Below are 18,791 nucleotides of genomic sequence, written 5' to 3' on the forward strand. Positions count from 1 at the left end.
CAACCCGAGCCGGCCCCGCCAGCATCACCCCAGCGGGACGTTCTCCGCGACGCGCAGCGACGGGTCGGCGGCGGCGCGCCGCCGGAGCGTGTAGAGGCCGTCCGGGGAGATCGGCATCGCGTCGACGCGGACGCCCTCCGCGTCCTCGACCGCGGAGGCGATCACCGCCGACACCGGGATGACGCCCGCCTCCCCCGCGCCCTTGATGCCCAGCGGGTTCAGCGGCGACGGCGTCTCCAGATGGCCGGTCTCGATGCGGGGGATCTCCGTCGCGTACGGCATGAGGAAGTCCATGAACGAGGCGTTCAGCAGCTGCCCCGACTCGTCGTAGGCCATCCGCTCGTACAGCGCGCCGCCGATGCCCTGCGCGACGCCGCCGTGGATCTGCCCCTCGACCACCATCGGGTTGATGAGCCGCCCGCAGTCGTGGACGACCGCGTACCGCAGGATCGCGATCTCCGCCGTGTCGGGATCGACCTCCACGATCGCCGCGTGCGCCCCGGCCGCGAACGTGGACCGGACGGGCGAGTAGTAGTCGCGCCCCTCCAGGCCGGGCTCGTCGCCGGCCGCGACGGGCGGCTCGGTGACCGGGCGGCCGACCGCGAACTGCGTCGCCGCCGCGGCCTCCTCGTCGAACGCGTACCGCAGCGGGTTCGACAGCACCGCGACCGTCCGCAGCGGGACCGCGGCCGACGGGTCGCCGCGCACGTGGACGACGCCGTCGGTGATGTCGAGGTCCCCGGGGTCGGCCTCCAGCGCCTCCCCGGCGATGCGCAGCGCCTTGGCGCGCACCTTCCGGGCGGCGAGCGCGATCGCGTTGCCGCTCATCACCGCCGCGCGGGACGCGAACGTCCCGACGGCGTACCCGAACCGGCGGGTGTCGCCCGTCGTGACCCGCACGTCCTCGATGGGGACGCCGAGCTCCGCGGCGGCGATCTGCGCGAAGACGGTCTCGTGGCTCTGCCCCTGCGAGGTCAGGCCGGTGGAGACGTGCACCCGCCCGGCCGTGTCGATCTCGACGTGCCCGCCCTCGTACGGGCCGACGCCCGTCCCCTCGACGTAGATGCCGAGCCCGATGCCGATGCGGCGGCCCCGCGCGGCGGCCGCCGCGCGCTCGGCCGCGAAGCCGTCCCAGCCGATCAGCTCCCGCGCCCTGCGCAGCAGCTCCGGGTAGTCGCCCGAGTCGTAGACGAGGGGGCGGCCGTCCTGGAACGTCAGGCCCTGGTCGTAGGGGAACTCGTCGGGCTGGATGAGGTTCGCCTCGCGGACGCCGGCGCGGTCGCGGCCGAGGTGGCGGGCGACGCGGTCCATCGTCCGCTCCATGCAGAACACGCCCTGCGGGCGGCCCGCGCCCCGGTACGGCGTGACGATCAGGGTGTTGGTGTAGAGGCTGACGACCTCCGCCCGGTACGCGCCGATCTTGTACGGGCCGAGGAGCTGGGTGGACGTGATGATCGGGATGATGATCCCGTACGGGGTGTAGGCGCCGTGGTCGTGCCGGATCCGCACGTCCAGGCCGAGGATGCGGCCCTCGTCGTCGAACCCGACCCGCACGTCCTGGAGCTGGCCGCGCTCGTGGGCGGCGGCGACGAAGTGCTCGCGGCGGTCCTCGGTCCACTTGAGCTCGCGGTCCAGCAGCCGCGCCGCCCAGGGGACCAGGATCTCCTCCGGCCACGGGTGGACGATCTTGACGCCGAAGCCGCCGCCGACGTCCGGCGCGACCACCTCGACCTTGCCGTTCGGGAGCCCGAGCCGCGCGGCGATGGCGGCGCGCACGCTGGTGGACGCCTGCGTGGACGAGTACACGCGCAGCGACCCGTCGGCGGCGTCCCACCGCGCGTACACCCCGCGGCCCTCCAGCGGCATGGACGCGCTGCGCTCGATCGAGAGGCTGAACTCCAGCACGTGGGGGGCCGCGTCGATCGCGGCGGCGGCGTCCCCGTTCTCCTGGACCAGGACCGCGCCGACGTTGCCCGGCACGTCGTCGTGGACGAGCCGCTCCGCCCGCGACGCCTCCTCGATGCCGACGACGGCGGGCAGCGGCTCGTACTCGACGCGGACGCGCTCGGCGGCGTCCTCGGCCAGGTACCGGTCGCGGGCGACGACCATCGCGACGGGCTCGCCGACGTGCCGGACGACGTCGCGGGCCAGCGGGTACCCGGTGCGGCCGTGCGTGAGGGACGGGTGCGGGATCAGCAGCGGCAGCGGCTCCCCGACCCGGCCCGGGAGGTCCTCCCAGGTGTAGATCGCGACGAGGCCCTCGACGTCGAGCGCGCCCGCCACGTCGATGTCGGCGATCCGGGCGTGCGCGTGCGGGGACCGGACGAACGCCGCCGCGAGGGCGCCGGGGCCGAGGTCGTCGAGGTAGCGGCCCTGCCCGGTGGTGAGCCTGCCGTCCTCGCGGCGCTCGACCGGCTCCCCGAAGTATCGCGTCGCCACTCAGCCCTCCTCCCGCAGCAGTTCGGCGGCGCGGTGCACCGACTTCACGATGTTCTGGTAGCCGGTGCAGCGGCACAGGTTCCCGGAGATCCCCTCAAGGACCTGGTCGTCGGTCGGGCGCGGCGTCTCCCGCAGCAGCGCGGTGACGGTGCACAGGAACCCGGGGGTGCAGAAGCCGCACTGCAGCCCGTGGCACTCGCGGAAGGCGCGCTGCACCGCCGAGGGGGTGCCGTCCTCCGCGGCGAGGCCCTCCACGGTCGTGACCTCGTGCCCGGCGGCGGTGACGGCGAACATCAGGCACGACCGCACCGGCTCCCCGTCCAGCAGGACGGTGCAGCAGCCGCACACGCCGTGCTCGCAGCCGACGTGCGTGCCGGTGAGCCCGAGATCGTGCCGGAGCAGGTCCGACAGCAGCCGCCTGGCCGGGACGCTCGCCGCCCGCGGCGTCCCGTTGACGGTCAGCGCGACCTCGAAGCGCTCCTCCATCAGTCTCCCGCCCTCCGCAGCGCCTCGGCCGCCGCGGTGCTCAGGGTGCGCTCGGTGAGCACACCGGCCAGATGGCGCCGGTACTCCGCGCCCGCGTGGATGTCGGGCTCGGGGTCGACGCTCTCGCGCGCGTGCGCGGCGGCGGCCGCCCAGTCGCCCGCCGGCCCCGCGGCGCCGGTGAGGTCGAGGACGAGCGGCACCCCGCAGATGCCGAGGTACCCGGCGCGGGCGGCCGCCACCCGCAGGTCCTCGTCCAGGGTGACGACGGCGGCGACCCCGGCGAGCGCGTAGTCGCCGTGCCGCCGCGCCGTCTCGGCGAACGCGCTGCCGGTGCGCGGCGGCGCCGCCGGGAAGAACGCCGACACGGCCAGCTCGCCCGGTTCGAGCGCGGACTCCAGCGGGCCCAGGAAGAACTCTGCGGCCGGGATGGTCCGGCGGCCCCGCGCGGACGCCGCCTCCACTGTCCCGCCGAGGACCGCCAGCACGGCGGGCATCTCCCCGGCGGGGTCGGCGTGCGCGAGGCTCCCGACGACCGTGCCCCGGTTCCGGATGACGGGGTGCGCGACGTGCCGCAGCGCCCGGCCGAGCAGCGGCTGCAGCGCCGCGGCCTCCGCCGAGCGCTCCACCCGGGCGTGCCGGGCGAGCGCGCCGACCCGCACCCCCTCGTCGCCCGCGTGGACGGTGTCGAGCCCGGCCACGCGGTTGATGTCGACGAGGCGGGCCGGGGCGGCGAGCCGCATGTTGAGCAGCGGGATGAGGCTCTGCCCCCCGGCGAGCACCTTGCCCGCCGGTGCGGCGGCGAGCGCGTCCAGCGCCTCGTCGAGCGTGCGCGGGGCGTGGTAGCCGAACGGGGGTGGTTTCACCCGGTGCCTCCTCAGCCCGGCCCGGTGCCGGGTTCGTCCCTGCCGGATCCGCCCCTGCCGGATCCGTCCCCGCCGGGTTCCGGTTCGCCCGCGCGGCGCACCGGGCCGCCGATCTCCTCGCCGGGGGCGATGATCGCGGTGCCCGAGGCGTCCGGCCGGCGCAGGGCGTTGAGGACGTGGTACCCCAGCAGGACGGCGATCGTGCCGAACGCGATGCCCTGCAGCGGGAAGTCGTCGGTGATCCGCAGCGTCACGTCGCCGATCGCCAGGATCAGCCCGGCCGCCACCGGGACGAGGTTGACCGGGTCGGCGAAGTCCACCCGGTTCTCGACCCAGATCTTCGCGCCGAGCAGCCCGATCATCCCGTAGAGGACGACGGTGATGCCGCCGAGCACGCCGCCCGGCGTGGCGGCGATCAGGGCACCGAACTTGGGGCACAGCCCGAACAGGATCGCCACGATCGCGGCGACGTAGTACGCGGCGGTCGAGTAGATCCGCGTCGCGGCCATGACGCCGATGTTCTCGGCGTAGGTGGTGGTGGGCGCGCCGCCCACCGCGCTGGCGAGGGCGGTGCCGACGCCGTCCGCGCCGATCGCCCGGCCGAGGACGGGATCGAGGTCCTCCCGGGTCATCGCGGCGACGGCCTTGACGTGCCCGGTGTTCTCCGCGAGGAGCGCGATGACCGCCGGCAGCGCCAGCAGGATCGCCGAGGTCTTGAAGTCGGGGCCGTGCATGCTCGGCAGCCCGAACCAGTCCGCCGCGGTCACGCCGCTGAAGTCGACCCGGTCGTGGGGGAAGGCGGTCGCGACGCAGTACGTGCCCTCCGCGGTGCACGGCCGGCCGTTCGCGTCCAGCAGGTTCTGGCCCGGCAGGACGGAGGTGACCTGCCCGATGGTCTTGTCGAGGATCCACGACAGCGCGTAGCCGAACACCAGCGCGAGGAGGATCGTGATGCGCCCCCAGAACCCGCGCAGCAGCACCGCGCACAGCACGGCGAAGCCCAGCGTGGCCAGCCCGACCCACTGGTCCTGCGGCCAGTAGACGTTGGCGACCACCGGGGCGAGGTTGAACCCGATCAGCATGACCACGGCGCCGGTGACCACGGGCGGGAAGACCCGGTGGATGACCTCCCCGCCCACGAAATGGATGAGGACGCCGATCAGCGCCAGCACGAGACCCGCGACGAGGATCGCACCGGTGACCGTCGCGGTGTCGCCGCCCGCCGCGCGGATCGCCGCGACCGCGCCGACGAACGACGCGCTCGTGCCGAGGTAGCTCGGCACCCGGCCGCCGACGATGAGCAGGAACAGGATCGTCGCGACCCCGGACATCATGATGGCGAGGTTCGGGTCCAGGCCCATCACGACGGGGAACACGAACGTCGCGCCGAACATCGCCACGACGTGCTGCGCGCCGATCCCGGCGGTGCGCGGCCACGACAGCCGCTCGTCCGGTTTGACGACCTCCCCCGGCGGCGGTGTTCGTCCGTCCCCGTGCAGCTTCCAGCCGATCGCCATCGGACCCCTCCCAGTTCGACCGTCCGCGGTATGCGGGCAAGGTAGATCTACCCTGGTGGGCGGGCATCGGCGACATCTGCCAAAGCCCGCGCCCCCGATTGGGAGGAGCGGCCGGTGCGCTCCGCCGCCCGGCGCGCCTGGGGGACGCGCCGGCAAGGACGGACTACCGTCAGATACCCCGCATGCGCAGAACGTGAAGAGCGAGGGTGAGGTTGAGCCGCAGATGCGCGTCCTCGGTGAACGCGCCGAGCATCCGTTCCAGCTTCCCGATGCGGTAGCGCAACGTGTTGTAGTGGAAATGGAGCCTGCGCGCGGTCTCGGCGACGTTGAGGTTGGTCTCCAGCAGCACCTGGAGGGTGCGGCGCAGGTCGACCAGTTCCGGCTCGTCGTCGGCGGCCAGGTCGCCCAGCGTCTCCCGGACGAACGCGTGCAGCTCCTCCGGGTCGGACACGAGGCTCAGCAGCCGGTACACGCCGAGCTGGTCGAAGTGGGCCCGCGCGCCCGCGCCGTTGAGCTGGCGCCCGACCCGGACGGCCTTGACCGCCTGCTCGTACGCCTCGGGCAGCGCCGCCGGGGACGGCACCGTCCGGCTGATGCCGGTGGAGAACGTGCGCCGCACCGGCAGGTGCTCGGCGAAGATCGACGACGCCTCCTTCACCATCGCCTGGACGGGCCCGGCCGTCAGCTCGGCGGAGTCGAGGCCGTCCGCGCCGACGACCGCGACGACCTCGTGCGCGAAGCTCGCGACGGCCGCGCCCCGGTCGTGCCGCCGGACGGCCGTCGTCCACGCGGCGGCGAGGCGCTCCTGGGCGGTGCGCTCCTCGGCGCCCCGGCCGCGGGCCGCGCCGTCGGCGTCGGGCGCCCTGCCGCGGCCCTTCCCGTCGGCGTCGGCGGCCGCGGGCGCGCCGCGCGGCCGGCCGTCGAGCTCGGCGACCACCACCATCACCGGGCGGTCGAGGTTCCAGCCGAAGCCGTCGCAGTGCGCGATGACCCGGCCGTCCTCCCCGGCGCGGCCCGCGAGGATGTCGCGCAGGAAGTCGGCGCGGTACTTGCTCTCGACGGCGGCGACGGCCTGCTGCTTGGTCACCACCAGCGCCGCGACGGTCGCGGCGCGCTCCAGGATCCCGAGGTCGGTGCCGCGCAGGGTGCCGGCGGGGCTGAACGCGACGATCCGGCCGTGGTCGAAGCCGCCCGCCATCACCGGCACGACCAGGTGGTCGCCGGTGCCGTGCGCGCCGATGATGCCGCAGCCGCCGCGCCCGCACGCCGCGTGCCGGCCGGCGTCGAACGCGCGCATCGCCTGGACGTGCTCGTCGGGCCCGGCGCCGGCGAGGACGCGCTGCTCGCCGTCCAGGACGACGACCGCCACGTCGAGAAGGGTCGCGACCTCGTCCACGACCTCCTGGAGGCCGCCGCCGCACAGCACGATCTGGACGAGCGCCCGGTGCACCTCCTCGGTGCGCGCGAGCACGGCCGCCTGCCGGTTCAGGATGTCGGTCAGGACCTGGTTGAGGATGTCGTCGAAGCCGACGTCGTTGGGGAGCAGGATCAGCGGGAAGCCGCGCCGGTCCGCCTGGGCGATCATCTCGGCGGGCAGCGAGTCGAGGTAGCGGCCCAGCTTGATGGCCAGGGCCGCGAGGCCGCGCTCGTCCAGGTCGGCGACCAGGTTGTCGAGCGACTGGGGGGTGTTGCGCAGCGGGTAGCCGGTGGTGAGGAGCAGCTCGTTGGGTTTGACCCACGACAGGATGTCGGGGACCTCCATCACGTTGAGCCGCTGGACGATGCGGTCGAGTCCGGTCCGTCCCGCGATGAGGCGGGCGCCGTTGAGGGTGCTGACGCCGAGGACCTCGCCGACCGACAGGCCGTAGGTCAGTGTTCCGGTACTCGCGAGCCGGAGGGCCGGTGGGCCCGGGTCCGCGCTGGTGTAACTCATGCCAGGGGTCACCTCGCCTTTTGGTGCGTACATCGCCCGTTACGGCGTGATCGCTACCTGTTCCTGATCAACAGTGACAACAAAGACGAACGATGACAACCATCCTTGGCAGCTTTCCCCATACGTCCGTCGCGGGGCCCGTTCTACGGTCTCCGCAGAGGCCGGTCCGCCCGCGTACCGGACGGCCGCCGTCTCCGGCCTCGGGAGGATCCGTGACCGCCCTCGTCCGCGACCCGATCCCGCTCCCGGCACGGCCGGGCGCGCGGCCGCCCGCCGCCGGCGCGGCGAGCCTCGCGCTGCGGCCGGTACTGGACCCGCCGCGCCGCCCGGCGCGGGTCATCGCCGCGTTCCCCTCGGCGCTGTACCTGGAGACGCGGGGCGGCCCCGAGCCGCGCGTGCTCGCCGTCGTCACCTCCGACGCGCACCGGCTGCCGAACGCCGTGGTGGTCGTCGCGACGCGCCGCGAGCACCCGTTCCGCGCCGTCCGCGAGGGCGCCGAGGCGCTCGTCGGCGACGGCCGGGTGGAGGCCGACGGGCTGCGGGTCCGCGTCCGCCGCTGGTGGGATCCGTCGCCCGCGCTCGGCACGCTGCAACCGGTCGCGCTCGCCGCCGGGGTCCGCTCCCTGGAGACCGCCCTGGACGCCGCCGGGATGGCGGGCGGCGGCCTCGCCGGCCACCCCGACCCGGCGCGGCTCGCCGCGGCCTGCGCCGCCGGCGACCTCGCGGGAGCCGTGGAGGCGGCCGAGCGAATCGTGGGCCTCGGCCCGGGGCTCACGCCCAGCGGGGACGACATCCTCTGCGGCCTGCTGGTGTCATTGCGGCTGGTCGGCGGCGCGGTCCACGACGGCAACGGGGCGGTGCACCTGGCCGACTGGCTGGGCGCCGCCGTCACCGCCGACGCCGGCACCCGCACGACCGCGCTCGCCGCGACGCTGCTGCACTGCGCCACGGCGGGCGGCGCGGGCGCCGAGGTCGCCGCCGTGCTGCGCTGCGTCGCGGGCCACGAGCCGCCCGGCACGGCGGTCCGCCGCCTCCTCGCGGTCGGCCACACCTCGGGCACCGACCTCGCGCAGGGCGTCCTCGCCGGGTGCCGCGCCACGCTCGCCCTCTCCACGCACGCCTCCCGCACCGGCCGCCCCGCCCCGAGGGTCTCCGCATGAGCGGCCCGAAGGAGCACCGCGGAGCGACCCGGAGGTCCGCGGGGGCTGCTCTGTGAGGGAGTGGGTCGAGGTGCGGCGGGGGGCCTACCACGACTCGGTCACGCTGATGCGGGTGAGCCGGTCGCTGTCGGAGCGGCCCGAGGTCGCCGCGGCGATGGTGGCGATGGGCACCGCCCTGAACCGCGAGATCGTCGAAGGCATGGGCTTCGAGGTGCCCGCCGGTGCGGGGCCGGACGACCTGGTCGTGGCGGTCCGGGCGGCGGACGCGGCCGGCGGCGGGCTCGACGCGGCGCGCGAGGCGCTGGACGGGCTGCTGCGCGACGCGTCCCGCCCGCCGGCCGGGACCGGCCTGCTCGGTGCCGCGGTGCCGCCCCGGACGACGGGCTCCGCGGCGGCGCGGGCCGAGGCGACCGTGGCGCTGCTGTCGGTGCCGGGCCCGCACGTGTTCCCGGAGGCGATGGACGCCCTGGACGCCGGCCTCAACGTGATGATCTTCAGTGACAACGTGCCGCTCGACCAGGAGATCGCGCTGAAGGAGGCGGCGGCGCGCCGCGGCCTGATCGTGATGGGCCCCGACTGCGGCACCGCGGTGATCGGCGGCGCGGGCCTGGGGTTCGCGAACGCGGTGCGCCCGGGGCCGGTCGGCATCGTCGCGGCGTCCGGGACGGGCGCGCAGCAGCTGATGTGCCTGCTGGACACGGCCGGCGTCGGCGTCGGCCACGTGCTGGGCGTCGGCGGGCGCGACCTGTCGCCGGAGGTCAGCGGCCGGTCGGCGCTGTCCGCGCTGGCGGCGCTGGACGACGACCCCGGCACCGAGCTGATCGTGCTGGTGTCCAAGCCGCCCGCGCCGCAGGTGGCGGACCTGATCCGGGAGGCCGCGCGGCGGCTGGACACCCCGGTCGTGTTCGCGCTGCCGGCGGCCGGCGAGGACGACATCACGCAGGCGGCGGAGAAGGCGCTGCGGGCGCTCGGCAGGCCGGTCCCCCGGTGGCCGCGGTGGCCGGCCGCGCGGCGCCCCGTCCCGGCGGGCGGCCGGGCGGTGCGCGGGCTGTTCGCCGGCGGGACGCTGCGCGACGAGGCCGAGATGATCGCGCGGGGCGTGCTGGGCTGGGACCTGGAGACGCGCGGCCACCGGTTCACCGACTTCGGCGACGACGCCTACACGCGCGGCCGCGCGCACCCGATGATCGACCCGACGCTGCGGCTGGAGGCGGTGCGGGCGGAGGCGGCCGACCCGGCGGCCGGCGTCCTCCTGCTGGACGTGGTCCTCGGCCACGGCGCCGAGCCCGATCCGGCGGCGTCGCTGGCCCCGGCCATCGCCGGCGCGGTGCAGGACCGCCCGGACCTCGCCGTCGCCGTGTCGCTGTGCGGGACGACCGCGGACCCGCAGGACCGCGACCGGCAGGCCGCGGCGCTGTGCGAGGCGGGCGCGGACGTGTTCGCGTCCAACGCCGAGGCGACCCGGCACGCGCTCGCGACCGTGGAAGGGGCGTCCGGATGAACGACCAGCGGCACCGGCTGGGCGGCCTGCTGACCCGGGAGCCCCGGGTCGTCGCCGCCGGGGTGGAGGTCCTCGCGGGAGCGCTCGCCGAGCAGGCGGTGCCGGTGGAGACGGTCGACTGGCGCCCGCCGCCCGCCGGCACGGAGCAGGCGCTCGCGGCGGTGCTCGGCACCCCGGGCCATGCGGACGCCAACGCCCGTGCGGTGCAGCGGATGGTGACGGCCCGCCCCCACCTGGTGGACGTCCGCCCGGCGCGGGACGTCCTCGGCCTGGACGCCGGAACGTTCCTGCACGCGGGCCCGCCGCTGGAGTGGGACCGGGCGTCCGGGCCGATGCGCGGCGCGCTGATGGGCGCGATGTTGCTGGAGGGCCTGGCCGCCACGCCGCAGGAGGCCGAGCGCGAGCTGGCGCGCGGGGCCGCGGTCCTCGAACCGTGCCACCACCACGCCGCGGTCGGGCCGATGGCCGGGGTCGTCAGCCCGTCCATGTGGATGTGGGTGGTGGAGGACGCCGAGCACAGCGGCCGGTCCTACTGCTCGCTCAACGAGGGGCTCGGCAAGGTCCTGCGGTACGGGGCGTACGGGCCGGAGGTCATCGAGCGGCTGACGTGGATGGGCGGGTTCCTCGGGCCCGCGCTCCAGGCGGCCGTGCGCCGGCACGGCCCGCTCGACCTGATGGCGCTCATCGCGCAGGCGGTCCAGATGGGCGACGAGCTGCACAACCGCAACCGGGCGGCGACGTCGCTGCTGCTGCGCGAACTGGCGCCCGACCTCGCCGCCGCCGAGGAGGTGCCGCGCGGCCGGGCCGCCGAGGCGCTGCGGTTCGCGGCGGGCAACGAGCACTTCTTCCTGAACCCGGGCATGGCCGCGGCGAAGGCGTGCGCGGACGCGGCCCGCGGCGTCCCCGGCTCCAGCCTGGTCGTGGCGATGGCCCGCAACGGCACCGAGTTCGGCATCCAGGTGTCGGGCACGGGCGACCGCTGGTTCACCGGCCCGGCGGGGGTGCCCGACGGCCTCTACCTCGGCGGGTACGGCCCGGCCGACGCCAACCCCGACATCGGCGACTCGGCGATCACCGAGACCGCCGGGATGGGCGGGTTCGCGCTCGCCGCCGCGCCGGCGATCGTCCGGTTCGTCGGCGGCGAGGTGCCGGACGCGGTCGCCGCCACCCAGCGGATGTACGAGATCACGATGGCCGAGCACCCGGCGCTGCAGATCCCGCTGCTGTCGTTCCGCGGCACCCCGGCCGGGATCGACGTGACCCGCGTCGTCCGCACCGGGATCCTGCCGGTCATCGACACCGGGATCGCGGGCCGCGAGGCGGGAACGGGCCAGGTCGGCGCCGGTCTCGTCGAACCGCCGCCGGGCGTGTTCACCGACGCCCTGCACGCCCTCGCCGAGATCGCGTAGCGGCCGCGGCAGCGGGTAACGTCCCCGGCATGAGCGAGTCGATCACCGGGGAGCAGTACGCCCTGAGCGCCGGTCCCTACCAGGCCGTCGTCACCGAGTCGGGTGCGAGCCTGCGCGAGCTGACGCACGAGGGGCGGCCGCTGGTGCTGTCGCACGGCGCCGACGAGCCCGCCCCGGCGGCGTCCGGGCACCTGCTGCTCCCGTGGCCGAACCGCGTCGACCGGGGGCGCTACGAGTACGGCGGCGCCGCCCACCAGCTCGACATCTCCGAGCCCGCCCGGGACTGCGCGATCCACGGGCTGGTCCGCTGGGCGCCGTGGCGGGCCGCCGCGCACGAGCCGGACCGGGTGCGGCTGACGCACCGGCTGCTCGGCACGGCCGGGTACCCGTTCCGCCTCGACGTGGAGGCCGAGTACGTCCTGGACGCGGCGGAGGGCCTGCGCGTCCGGATCACCGCCCGCAACGCCGGGACGACGACCGCCCCGTACGGCCACGGCGCGCACCCCTACCTGACGGTCGGGGAGCCGATCGACACGTGCAAGGTCTCCCTCCTCGCCGACCGGTACGTCCCGGTGGACGAGCGGATGATCCCGGTGCGGTCGTCCGAGGACGTCACCGGCACCGCCTACGACCTGCGGCTGGGTCCCGTGCTCAGCGACCGGATGATCGACAACGCGTTCACCGGGCTGAACCGCGACGGCGACGGCCGGATCTCGGTGTTCCTGGAGGGCGCCGAGCGGGCCGTCCGGCTGTGGGCCGACGAGGCGTACCCCTGGATGATGATCTACACGGCGGACAACGCCCCCGACCCCCGCGCGGGCCTCGGCGTCGAACCGATGACCTGCCCGCCGAACGCCTTCGCGTCCGGCGAGGGCGTGATCGACCTGGCCCCCGGCGCCGAGCACACCGGCACCTACGGGATCCAGGCGGTCGGCTCTTAGGGCGGCTCTTAGGGCGGCTCTTAGGGCGGCGTCCACGGGCCGAAGGGGGACATTCCCCGGCCGGCCGGTTTCCCTGCAGGTGGGGCTTGCGGGATCATTGCGGGGTGGTGAATCTCAGCGTCTCCTCGTTCGACGATCTGTCCGCGCGCATCGCCGCCGTCCGCGACGAGCACCGCGAGCGCCACCCCGGCGGCGCCGACGGGCGGCAGCCGGTGCACACCGTGTACGTGCCGGCCGACCGGTTCTCCCGCTCGACGCCCGCCGACTTCGGCGCGGAGGCGCTGCGGCTGCTGAACACCCACACGCCGGGCGCCGGGTCGTTCGGCGCGGCGTTCGGGCTGGACCCCGAGATCGCCGGGCTCGTCCGGGAGCGGGTCGCGGCGAAGCTGTCCGCCGAGCCGGTCGAGGACGTGCGGATCGACTTCGAGGACGGCTACGGCGTGCGGCCCGACGCCGAGGAGGACGGGCACGTCGCGCAGGTCGTCGAGGCCGTCGCCGCCGCGTACCAGGTCAAGGGCCTCCCCCACTACTGGGGCGTGCGGGTCAAGTCGTTCGCCGACGGCGGGCACGAGCGCGCGATGCGCACGCTCGACGCGTTCCTCACCGCGCTGCGCGACCGGCTCGGCCGGCTGCCCGGCGGGTTCACCATCACGTTCCCGAAGGTCGTCGCGGCCGAGCACGTCGCGCTGTTCGCCGAGTACCTGGAGCGGCTGGAGACGGCGCTCGGCCTGCCGGCCGGCATCCTGCGGTTCGAGGTGCAGGTCGAGACGCCCGAGTCGGTCCTGGACGGCGAGGGCCGGACCGCGCTGCGCGGTATCGCGGCCGCCGCCGCGGGCCGCCTCACCGCCGCCCACTTCGGGGTGTTCGACTACACCGCGGCGCTCGGGCTGCCGCCGCACGAGCAGCGCCTCGACCATCCCGCGTGCGACTTCGCCCGGCACGTCATGCAGGTGTCGCTCGCCGGGACCGGCGTGCGGCTGTCGGACGGCTCCACCAACGTCATCCCCCGCAACGACGGGCCCGACGAGGTCAACGCGGCGTGGGCGGCGCACGCCGCGCACGTCCGGCACTCGCTGCGGCACGGCTTCTACCAGGGCTGGGACCTGCACCCCGCGCACCTGCCGAGCCGGTACGCCGCCGTGTACGCGTTCCACCTGGACGGCGTCGACGACGTCATCGGGCGGGTCCGGGCGTGGCACGAGCAGGCCGCCGGCAACGCGGGCGTCCTGGACGAGCCCGCCACCATCAGGGCGCTCACCGCCCGCCTGCGCCGCGCCGTCGACTGCGGCGCCCTCGACGAGAGCGTCCTGCCCGCGTCCTAGCCCTCCCGGCGCAGGGCGTCCTCGATGGTGAGCAGGTCGCCGGGGGTGTCGATGTCGTCGGGGGCCGCGACGTCGTCGCAGGGCACCCGCGTGATCCGGGCGGCGTTGGCGCGCAGGTAGGCGCGGGCGCCCATGTCGCCGGCGGCGGCCTCGGCCGCACCGGCGAAGTGCCCGGCGGCCAGCAGGACGGGGTTGCGCGGCGCGCCCCCGTAGGTCGCGACGGCGATCTCGGCGCCGTCCCCGTACGCGGCGACCAGCCGTTCCACCGCCGCCGGGGTGACGAGGGGCTGGTCGACCAGCGCGACGACCACCGCGGGGCAGGCGGGCGGCAGCGCGGCCAGCCCCGCGCGCAGCGACGACCCCATGCCGGTGCGCCAGCCCGGGTTGGGCACGACGACGGCGCCGATGACCTCCACCGGCTCCGCCCCGGCGACCACCAGCACCGGGGAGCAGCCCCCGTCCCGCAGCATCCGCACGCCCCGGTCGACCAGGCGCTCCCCGGCCAGCTCCAGGGTCGCCTTCGGCCGCCCGAGCCGGCTTCCCTCACCCGCGGCGAGCAGCAGTCCCGCCGGAGGCTCCGCACCGTGCAACGTCATCCCGCGAGGGTAGTGCCGTCACGGCGCGTCGGCGTGGATGCGGCCGGTGGTGTCGGTGAGCGGCCGCCCGGAGCCGCCCCAGCGGAGCTGGACGAGCTCCGCCGCGATCGACACGGCCGTCTCCTCCGGGGTGCGGGCGCCGAGGTCCAGGCCGATCGGGGAGCGCAGCCGGCCCAGCTCGGCCTCGGTCATGCCCGCCTCGCGGAGCCTCGCGAGGCGGTCGTCGTGGGTGCGCCGCGACCCCATGGCGCCGACGTAGCCCGCGCCGGTGCGGAGCGCGACCTCCAGCAGCGGGACGTCGAACTTGGGGTCGTGGGTCAGCACGCAGATCGCCGTCCGCTCGTCGACGGCGGACGCCGTCTCCTGCAGGAACTTGTGCGGCCACTTCACCACGACCTCGTCGGCCTCGGGGAACCGCTTGGGCGTCGCGAACACCGGCCGCGCGTCGCACACCGTCACGCGGTAGCCGAGGAACTTGCCGACGCGGGCGACGGCGGCGGCGAAGTCGATCGCGCCGAACACCAGCAGCCGCGGCGGCGGCGCGAACGAGTGCACGAAGACGGCCAGGTCGTCGAGGCGCCGCTCCCCCTCCGGGCCGTAGTGCCGCTGCCCGGTGCGGCCCTGGGCGAGCATGCCGCGCGCGTCGTCGTCCACCGCGGCGTCGAGGCGCCCGGCGTGCGGGGCGCCCGGCGCGAGCGACCCGGAGGCGCGGTCGGCCCAGATGACGCGGCGCGCGCCGAGCCGCCCCGGGCCGGCGACGACGGTCGCGACGGCCACGGGCTCGTGCCGCTCGATCGACGCCGCGACATCGGCGAACTCCGGGAACGTGGCGGGGCCGACCGGCTCCACCAGCACGTCCAGGATCCCGCCGCAGGTCAGGCCGACGGAGAACGCGTCGTCGTCGCTCACCCCGTACCGCTGGACGACGGGTTCGCCGCTCGCCATCACCGACTGCGCGAGGTCGTAGACGGCGCCCTCCACGCAGCCGCCGGACACGCTGCCCGCCACCTCCCCGTCCGGCGACACCGCCATCGCGGCGCCCGGCGGGCGCGGCGCGCTGCGGAAGGTGTTCACGACGGTCGCGAGCCCGAACGTCTCCCCCGACGCGTACCAGCCGGCGATGTCGCCGAGGACGTCACGCATGTGCCCTCCCCTTCCCGAGGTTCCCTGAGCGGCGGCCGGCGCCGGCCACCAGGCGGGCCAGCTCTTCCAGCGCCGCGAGGCTGTGCCCGGACGTGAAGTCGTCGACGTGCGGGAGCGCCGCCGCCATCCCCGCGGTCAGCGGCTCGTACCCGGGCCGCGCCTTGTGCGGGTTCGCCCACACCACCCGGTGCGCGAGCCGGTGCAGCCGCGCCATCTGCCCGCCGAGCAGCGCCGCGTCGCCGCGCTCCCAGCCGTCCGACGCGATCACCACGATCGAGCCGCGCGCCAGGCCCCGCTGCCCGAACCGGTCGAGGAACTCCTTCAGCTCCTCGCCGAGCCGGGTGCCGCCGCTCCAGTCGGGGATCGCCGCGGACGCCGCCGCCATCGCCGCGTCCGGGTCGCGGTGCCGCAGCTCGCGGGTGAGGCGGGTCAGCCGCGTCCCGGCGCTGAACACCTCCACGTCGCGGCCGCCGGAGCGGGCGGCGGCGTGCGCGAACCGCAGCAGCGCGTCGGCGTACGGGCTCATCGAGCCGCTGACGTCCACGATCAGCACGACGCGGCGGGGCCGGGTGCGGTGCGCGCGGTGCCGCAGCAGCGCGGTCTCGCCGCCGTGCCGCAGCGTCTCCCGGACGGTCCGCGCCGGGTCGAGCCGCCCGGTGGCGGCCGGCGCGAACCGGCGGGACCGGCGCCGCTCGGCGCCCGCGTCGAGCACCGCGATCAGCCGGGCGACCTCGGCGCGCTCGGCGGCGCCGAGCCGCGCCACGTCCCGGTCGCGCAGCACCTCGGCGGCGCTGGCGGTGGCGGCCTTCAGGTCGCCGGACTCCTCCGCGCCGTCCCCGCCGCCGGGGTCGGGCACCGTCATCCGGCGGACGACCACGGGCGGCGGCGGCCGGCGCCCCGGCCGGGCGGTCGCGCCGGAGAAGTAGGCGGCGAAGCACCGGTCGTAGCGGGCGAGGTCGTCGGGGTCGGCGCAGAGCGTCAGCCGCCCCGCCCAGTACACGTCCGACGGGTCCAGGACGTCGAGGTGGTCGAGGGCGGCGAGCATCGCCTGCACCCGCTCGGGGTCGGCGCTCCCGCCCGCGGCGCGCACCGTCCGGGCGAAGCCGACCATCGTCTCGGTGACGTCCCGCCGCACGCACTCACCCCCCGTTGAGCAGGGCCTCTAGGCCGCCGGCGAGGACGCGCTGCTGGTCCTCACGGTACTTCAGGACGGCGCCGAGCGTCACCGCCGCGGTCCCCGGATCGAGCTCGCGGACGCCGAGGGCGACGAGCGCCTCGGTCCAGTCGATGGTCTCGGCGACCCCGGGCGGCTTCAGCAGGTCGGTCCCGCGCATCCGCTGCGCGGCCCCGGCGACCTGCCCGGCGAGCCGCTCCGCCGCGGCGGGCAGCCGCCGCCGGATGATCGCCACCTCGCGGTCGAACGACGGGTGCTCCAGCCAGTGGTACAGGCAGCGCCGCTTCAGCGCGTCGTGGACCTCGCGGGTGCGGTTGGACGTGACGACGACGACCGGCGGCCGCTCGGCCCGGATCGTGCCCAGCTCGGGGACGGTGATCGTGAAGTCGCTGAGGACCTCCAGCAGGAACGCCTCGAACTCGTCGTCGGCGCGGTCGAGCTCGTCCACCAGCAGCACGCTCGGCGAGGTCTCCAATGCCTGGAGCAGCGGCCGGGCCAGCAGGAACCGCCGGTCGTACAGCTCGCCCTCCAGCCTCGCGACGTCGCTGACGCCCGCCGCCTCGGCGGCGCGCAGGTGCAGGAGCTGGCGCGGGAAGTCCCAGTCGTACAGGGCCTGGGACGCGTCCAGCCCCTCGTAGCACTGCAGCCGGATCAGCGGTGCGCCGAGCCCCCGGGCGAGCGTTTTGGCCAGCTCGGTCTTGCCGACCCCGGCCTCGCCCTCCAGGAACAGCGGGCGCCCCATGCGCAGGGCGAGGAAGCAGGCCGTCGCGAGGCCCTCGTCGCACAGGTAGGCGTGCCGGTCGAGCAGGCCCGCGAGATCCGCGGGCGATCCGACCTGGTCCGGTGTCATCGCTGCCGTCTCCCCCACGGCTTTCAGGCTACTCAGCCCGAGGCGCAACTCACATGGTCCGGCCCCTTGCGTTTTCGCCGTCCGAGGGGACCGCCCGCGACAGGTCCCTACGCCCGCAACGACCTCGGCCGTTCCGGAGTGCGCAGGTGTAACCCGCGCGGCCGTAGACATCGCCCCGCGCGGCCTGGACGCTGGCTACGTGAACGACGGGTCGCTCGCGGCGCTGGTGGTGCTGGGCGCGTTCCACGGCGTCAACCCCGCGATGGGCTGGCTGTTCGCCGTGGCCCGCGGCCTGCAGGAGCGCAGCCGGTCCCTCGTCCTGCAGTCGCTCCCCGCCATCGCCGCGGGGCACGCCGCGTCCGTCGGCGCCATCGCGGTCCTCATCGTCGCCACCCGCTCCGCCACCACGACCCGCGCCGCCGCGATCGGCGGCGGCGCCCTCCTGGTGGGCTTCGGCCTGTGGCACCTGCTGTCCCGCCGCCACTTCCGCTGGGTCGACATGCGGATCTCGCTGTGGCAGCTCGCCGGCTGGTCGTTCCTGATGTCGTCGGTCCACGGCGCCGGGCTGATGCTGGTACCGCTCCTCACCGCCGACGGCACGCCGCTGCCCGGCCACGACCACGGCCTAGGAGCGGCCTCGGGCAGCGCCCTGTCCACCGGCGTCTTCGTGACCGCCGTCCACACGCTCTCGATGTTCGCCGTGGCGGGCGCCATCGCCGTCGTCGTCTACGAGATCGTCGGCCTGGCCGTCCTCCGCCGCGCCTGGTTCAACCTGGACCGCATCTGGGCCATAGCCCTCGTCACCGCCGGAGCCTTCACCCTCTTCACCGCCCTGTGACGCGGCGGACCGGCACCCCGAAGGCCGCCTACCGGCGCTTGGTGACCGCGGTGAGATCGACCTCGACGGGAAACGGCCCCGTCGTCTTGAGGTGGTCGTGGTGGATGCCCGTCAGTACATACGAGGCGCACGCGGGCTCGAACTCGTACACGTAGACGATCGTGCTCCCCTCGTTCTCCTCGACGCGCCAGTAGTGCCGGATCCCGGCCTCCTGGTACCTGCGCGGCTTGATCTCCCGGTCCCGGATCTGCGAATCGGGGGAGACCGCCTCGACCACGAGTTCGACGTCTTCCGGGAGGTAGTAGGTCGACGGCTCCTCCCGCTCGTAAGCCTCCGTGGCGACGATGAGCACGTCCGGCTCGGGCGCGTGACGCTCGGAGAGCCTGACCGTCATCTCGCGGTCCGCGCACAGATGCTCCGGTGCCTGGCGGTTGAGTTCGGTCCGCAGCAGGTCGATCACTCGGACGTGCCACTTGCGCTGCGGACTCACGAAGACCAGGCTCCCGTCGATCAGCTCCGTGTGCCGGGGCAGACCGTCCATGCGCAGGAAGTCGTCGGCCGTGTAGCCGTCCGGCGGGGGGAGCACCCAGTCTGGCAGCGGATCAAGTTCCATGGAGCC

At 75.5% G+C, this 18,791-nt stretch carries 16 protein-coding genes; 6 read left to right on the forward strand and 10 right to left on the reverse strand.

Annotation, left to right across the window (positions count from 1 at the left end):
- Positions 1–24: 24 nt before the first annotated feature.
- From cutA to E1200_RS02390, 5 genes are all read right to left on the reverse strand, one after another.
- Complete coding sequence (gene cutA, locus E1200_RS02370; RefSeq protein ID WP_131950091.1) at positions 25–2,439, reverse strand: aerobic carbon-monoxide dehydrogenase large subunit; 2,415 nt, start codon at positions 2,437–2,439, stop codon at positions 25–27.
- On the reverse strand, positions 2,440–2,925 hold the full coding sequence (locus E1200_RS02375) for a (2Fe-2S)-binding protein (protein ID WP_131950092.1): 486 nt from the start codon (positions 2,923–2,925) through the stop codon (positions 2,440–2,442).
- Positions 2,925–3,788, reverse strand: coding sequence for an FAD binding domain-containing protein (locus tag E1200_RS02380; protein ID WP_131950093.1), 864 nt, complete (start codon positions 3,786–3,788; stop codon positions 2,925–2,927). The genes E1200_RS02375 and E1200_RS02380 overlap by 1 nt, the downstream gene beginning before the upstream one ends.
- Positions 3,789–3,799: 11 nt before the next feature.
- Positions 3,800–5,305 (reverse strand): solute carrier family 23 protein, encoded by a 1,506-nt coding sequence (locus E1200_RS02385; RefSeq protein ID WP_131950094.1) that lies wholly within the window; start codon positions 5,303–5,305, stop codon positions 3,800–3,802.
- Between the two features lie 169 nt (positions 5,306–5,474).
- The gene (locus E1200_RS02390; protein WP_131950095.1) at positions 5,475–7,238 is read right to left on the reverse strand and encodes a PucR family transcriptional regulator; all 1,764 of its coding nucleotides are present in this window, start codon (positions 7,236–7,238) and stop codon (positions 5,475–5,477) included.
- Positions 7,239–7,450: 212 nt separating this feature from the next.
- Here E1200_RS02390 and E1200_RS02395 point away from each other — a divergent pair, with 212 nt between their 5' ends.
- The 5 genes from E1200_RS02395 (at position 7,451) to E1200_RS02415 (ending at position 13,571) form a co-directional block, all read left to right on the forward strand.
- Positions 7,451–8,398 carry a DUF2877 domain-containing protein gene (locus E1200_RS02395; RefSeq protein WP_131950096.1) on the forward strand — a complete coding sequence of 316 codons (948 nt, stop codon included), beginning with the start codon at positions 7,451–7,453 and terminating at the stop codon, positions 8,396–8,398.
- 52 nt (positions 8,399–8,450) lie between these two features.
- Positions 8,451–9,899, forward strand: a complete 1,449-nt coding sequence (locus E1200_RS02400; RefSeq protein ID WP_207933098.1) for an FdrA family protein — start codon at positions 8,451–8,453, stop codon at positions 9,897–9,899.
- Entirely contained in the window at positions 9,896–11,308 is a 1,413-nt protein-coding gene (locus tag E1200_RS02405; protein WP_131950097.1) for a DUF1116 domain-containing protein, read from the forward strand. Before E1200_RS02400 ends, E1200_RS02405 begins: the two co-directional genes overlap by 4 nt.
- Positions 11,309–11,337: 29 nt before the next feature.
- Positions 11,338–12,249, forward strand: a complete 912-nt coding sequence (locus E1200_RS02410; RefSeq protein WP_131950098.1) for an aldose 1-epimerase family protein — start codon at positions 11,338–11,340, stop codon at positions 12,247–12,249.
- Between the two features lie 104 nt (positions 12,250–12,353).
- Positions 12,354–13,571 carry an aldolase gene (locus tag E1200_RS02415; RefSeq protein ID WP_243708297.1) on the forward strand — a complete coding sequence of 406 codons (1,218 nt, stop codon included), beginning with the start codon at positions 12,354–12,356 and terminating at the stop codon, positions 13,569–13,571.
- Here the strand turns inward: E1200_RS02415 and E1200_RS02420 are convergent.
- The 4 genes from E1200_RS02420 to E1200_RS02435 are packed head-to-tail and all read right to left on the reverse strand — an operon-like array spanning position 13,568 to position 17,352.
- Positions 13,568–14,167, reverse strand: coding sequence for a nucleotidyltransferase family protein (locus tag E1200_RS02420; protein ID WP_131950099.1), 600 nt, complete (start codon positions 14,165–14,167; stop codon positions 13,568–13,570). The two genes, E1200_RS02415 and E1200_RS02420, sit on opposite strands and share 4 nt — an antisense overlap.
- An 18-nt stretch (positions 14,168–14,185) precedes the next feature.
- Positions 14,186–15,310: an XdhC family protein gene (locus tag E1200_RS02425; RefSeq protein ID WP_131950100.1), complete on the reverse strand. Its 1,125-nt coding sequence runs from the start codon at positions 15,308–15,310 to the stop codon at positions 14,186–14,188.
- On the reverse strand, positions 15,303–16,445 hold the full coding sequence (locus E1200_RS02430) for a VWA domain-containing protein (protein ID WP_243708298.1): 1,143 nt from the start codon (positions 16,443–16,445) through the stop codon (positions 15,303–15,305). Before E1200_RS02430 ends, E1200_RS02425 begins: the two co-directional genes overlap by 8 nt.
- A 4-nt stretch (positions 16,446–16,449) precedes the next feature.
- Positions 16,450–17,352, reverse strand: a complete 903-nt coding sequence (locus E1200_RS02435; protein ID WP_347813197.1) for a MoxR family ATPase — start codon at positions 17,350–17,352, stop codon at positions 16,450–16,452.
- A 181-nt stretch (positions 17,353–17,533) separates the two neighbouring features.
- Between E1200_RS02435 and E1200_RS02440 the strand changes: the two genes are divergently transcribed.
- Positions 17,534–18,172, forward strand: coding sequence for a hypothetical protein (locus tag E1200_RS02440; protein WP_131950101.1), 639 nt, complete (start codon positions 17,534–17,536; stop codon positions 18,170–18,172).
- Between the two features lie 28 nt (positions 18,173–18,200).
- On the opposite strand, the gene E1200_RS02445 is transcribed toward E1200_RS02440, so the two are convergent.
- Positions 18,201–18,785, reverse strand: a complete 585-nt coding sequence (locus E1200_RS02445) for a Uma2 family endonuclease (protein WP_131950102.1) — start codon at positions 18,783–18,785, stop codon at positions 18,201–18,203.
- Positions 18,786–18,791 lie beyond the last annotated feature (6 nt).

This window comes from Actinomadura sp. GC306 (genome assembly GCF_004348665.1).
GTDB lineage: Bacteria > Actinomycetota > Actinomycetes > Streptosporangiales > Streptosporangiaceae > Spirillospora.

What these genes read in the sequence shown, in the direction of transcription:
- E1200_RS02375 (WP_131950092.1), bottom strand. Translation starts at nt 2,925, where the DNA reads ATGGAGGAGCGCTTCGAGGTCGCGCTGACCGTCAACGGGACGCCGCGG.
- E1200_RS02385 (WP_131950094.1), bottom strand. Translation starts at nt 5,305, where the DNA reads ATGGCGATCGGCTGGAAGCTGCACGGGGACGGACGAACACCGCCGCCG.
- E1200_RS02390 (WP_131950095.1), bottom strand. Translation starts at nt 7,238, where the DNA reads ATGAGTTACACCAGCGCGGACCCGGGCCCACCGGCCCTCCGGCTCGCG.
- E1200_RS02405 (WP_131950097.1), top strand. Translation starts at nt 9,896, where the DNA reads ATGAACGACCAGCGGCACCGGCTGGGCGGCCTGCTGACCCGGGAGCCC.
- E1200_RS02410 (WP_131950098.1), top strand. Translation starts at nt 11,338, where the DNA reads ATGAGCGAGTCGATCACCGGGGAGCAGTACGCCCTGAGCGCCGGTCCC.
- E1200_RS02420 (WP_131950099.1), bottom strand. Translation starts at nt 14,167, where the DNA reads ATGACGTTGCACGGTGCGGAGCCTCCGGCGGGACTGCTGCTCGCCGCG.
- E1200_RS02425 (WP_131950100.1), bottom strand. Translation starts at nt 15,310, where the DNA reads ATGCGTGACGTCCTCGGCGACATCGCCGGCTGGTACGCGTCGGGGGAG.
- E1200_RS02445 (WP_131950102.1), bottom strand. Translation starts at nt 18,785, where the DNA reads ATGGAACTTGATCCGCTGCCAGACTGGGTGCTCCCCCCGCCGGACGGC.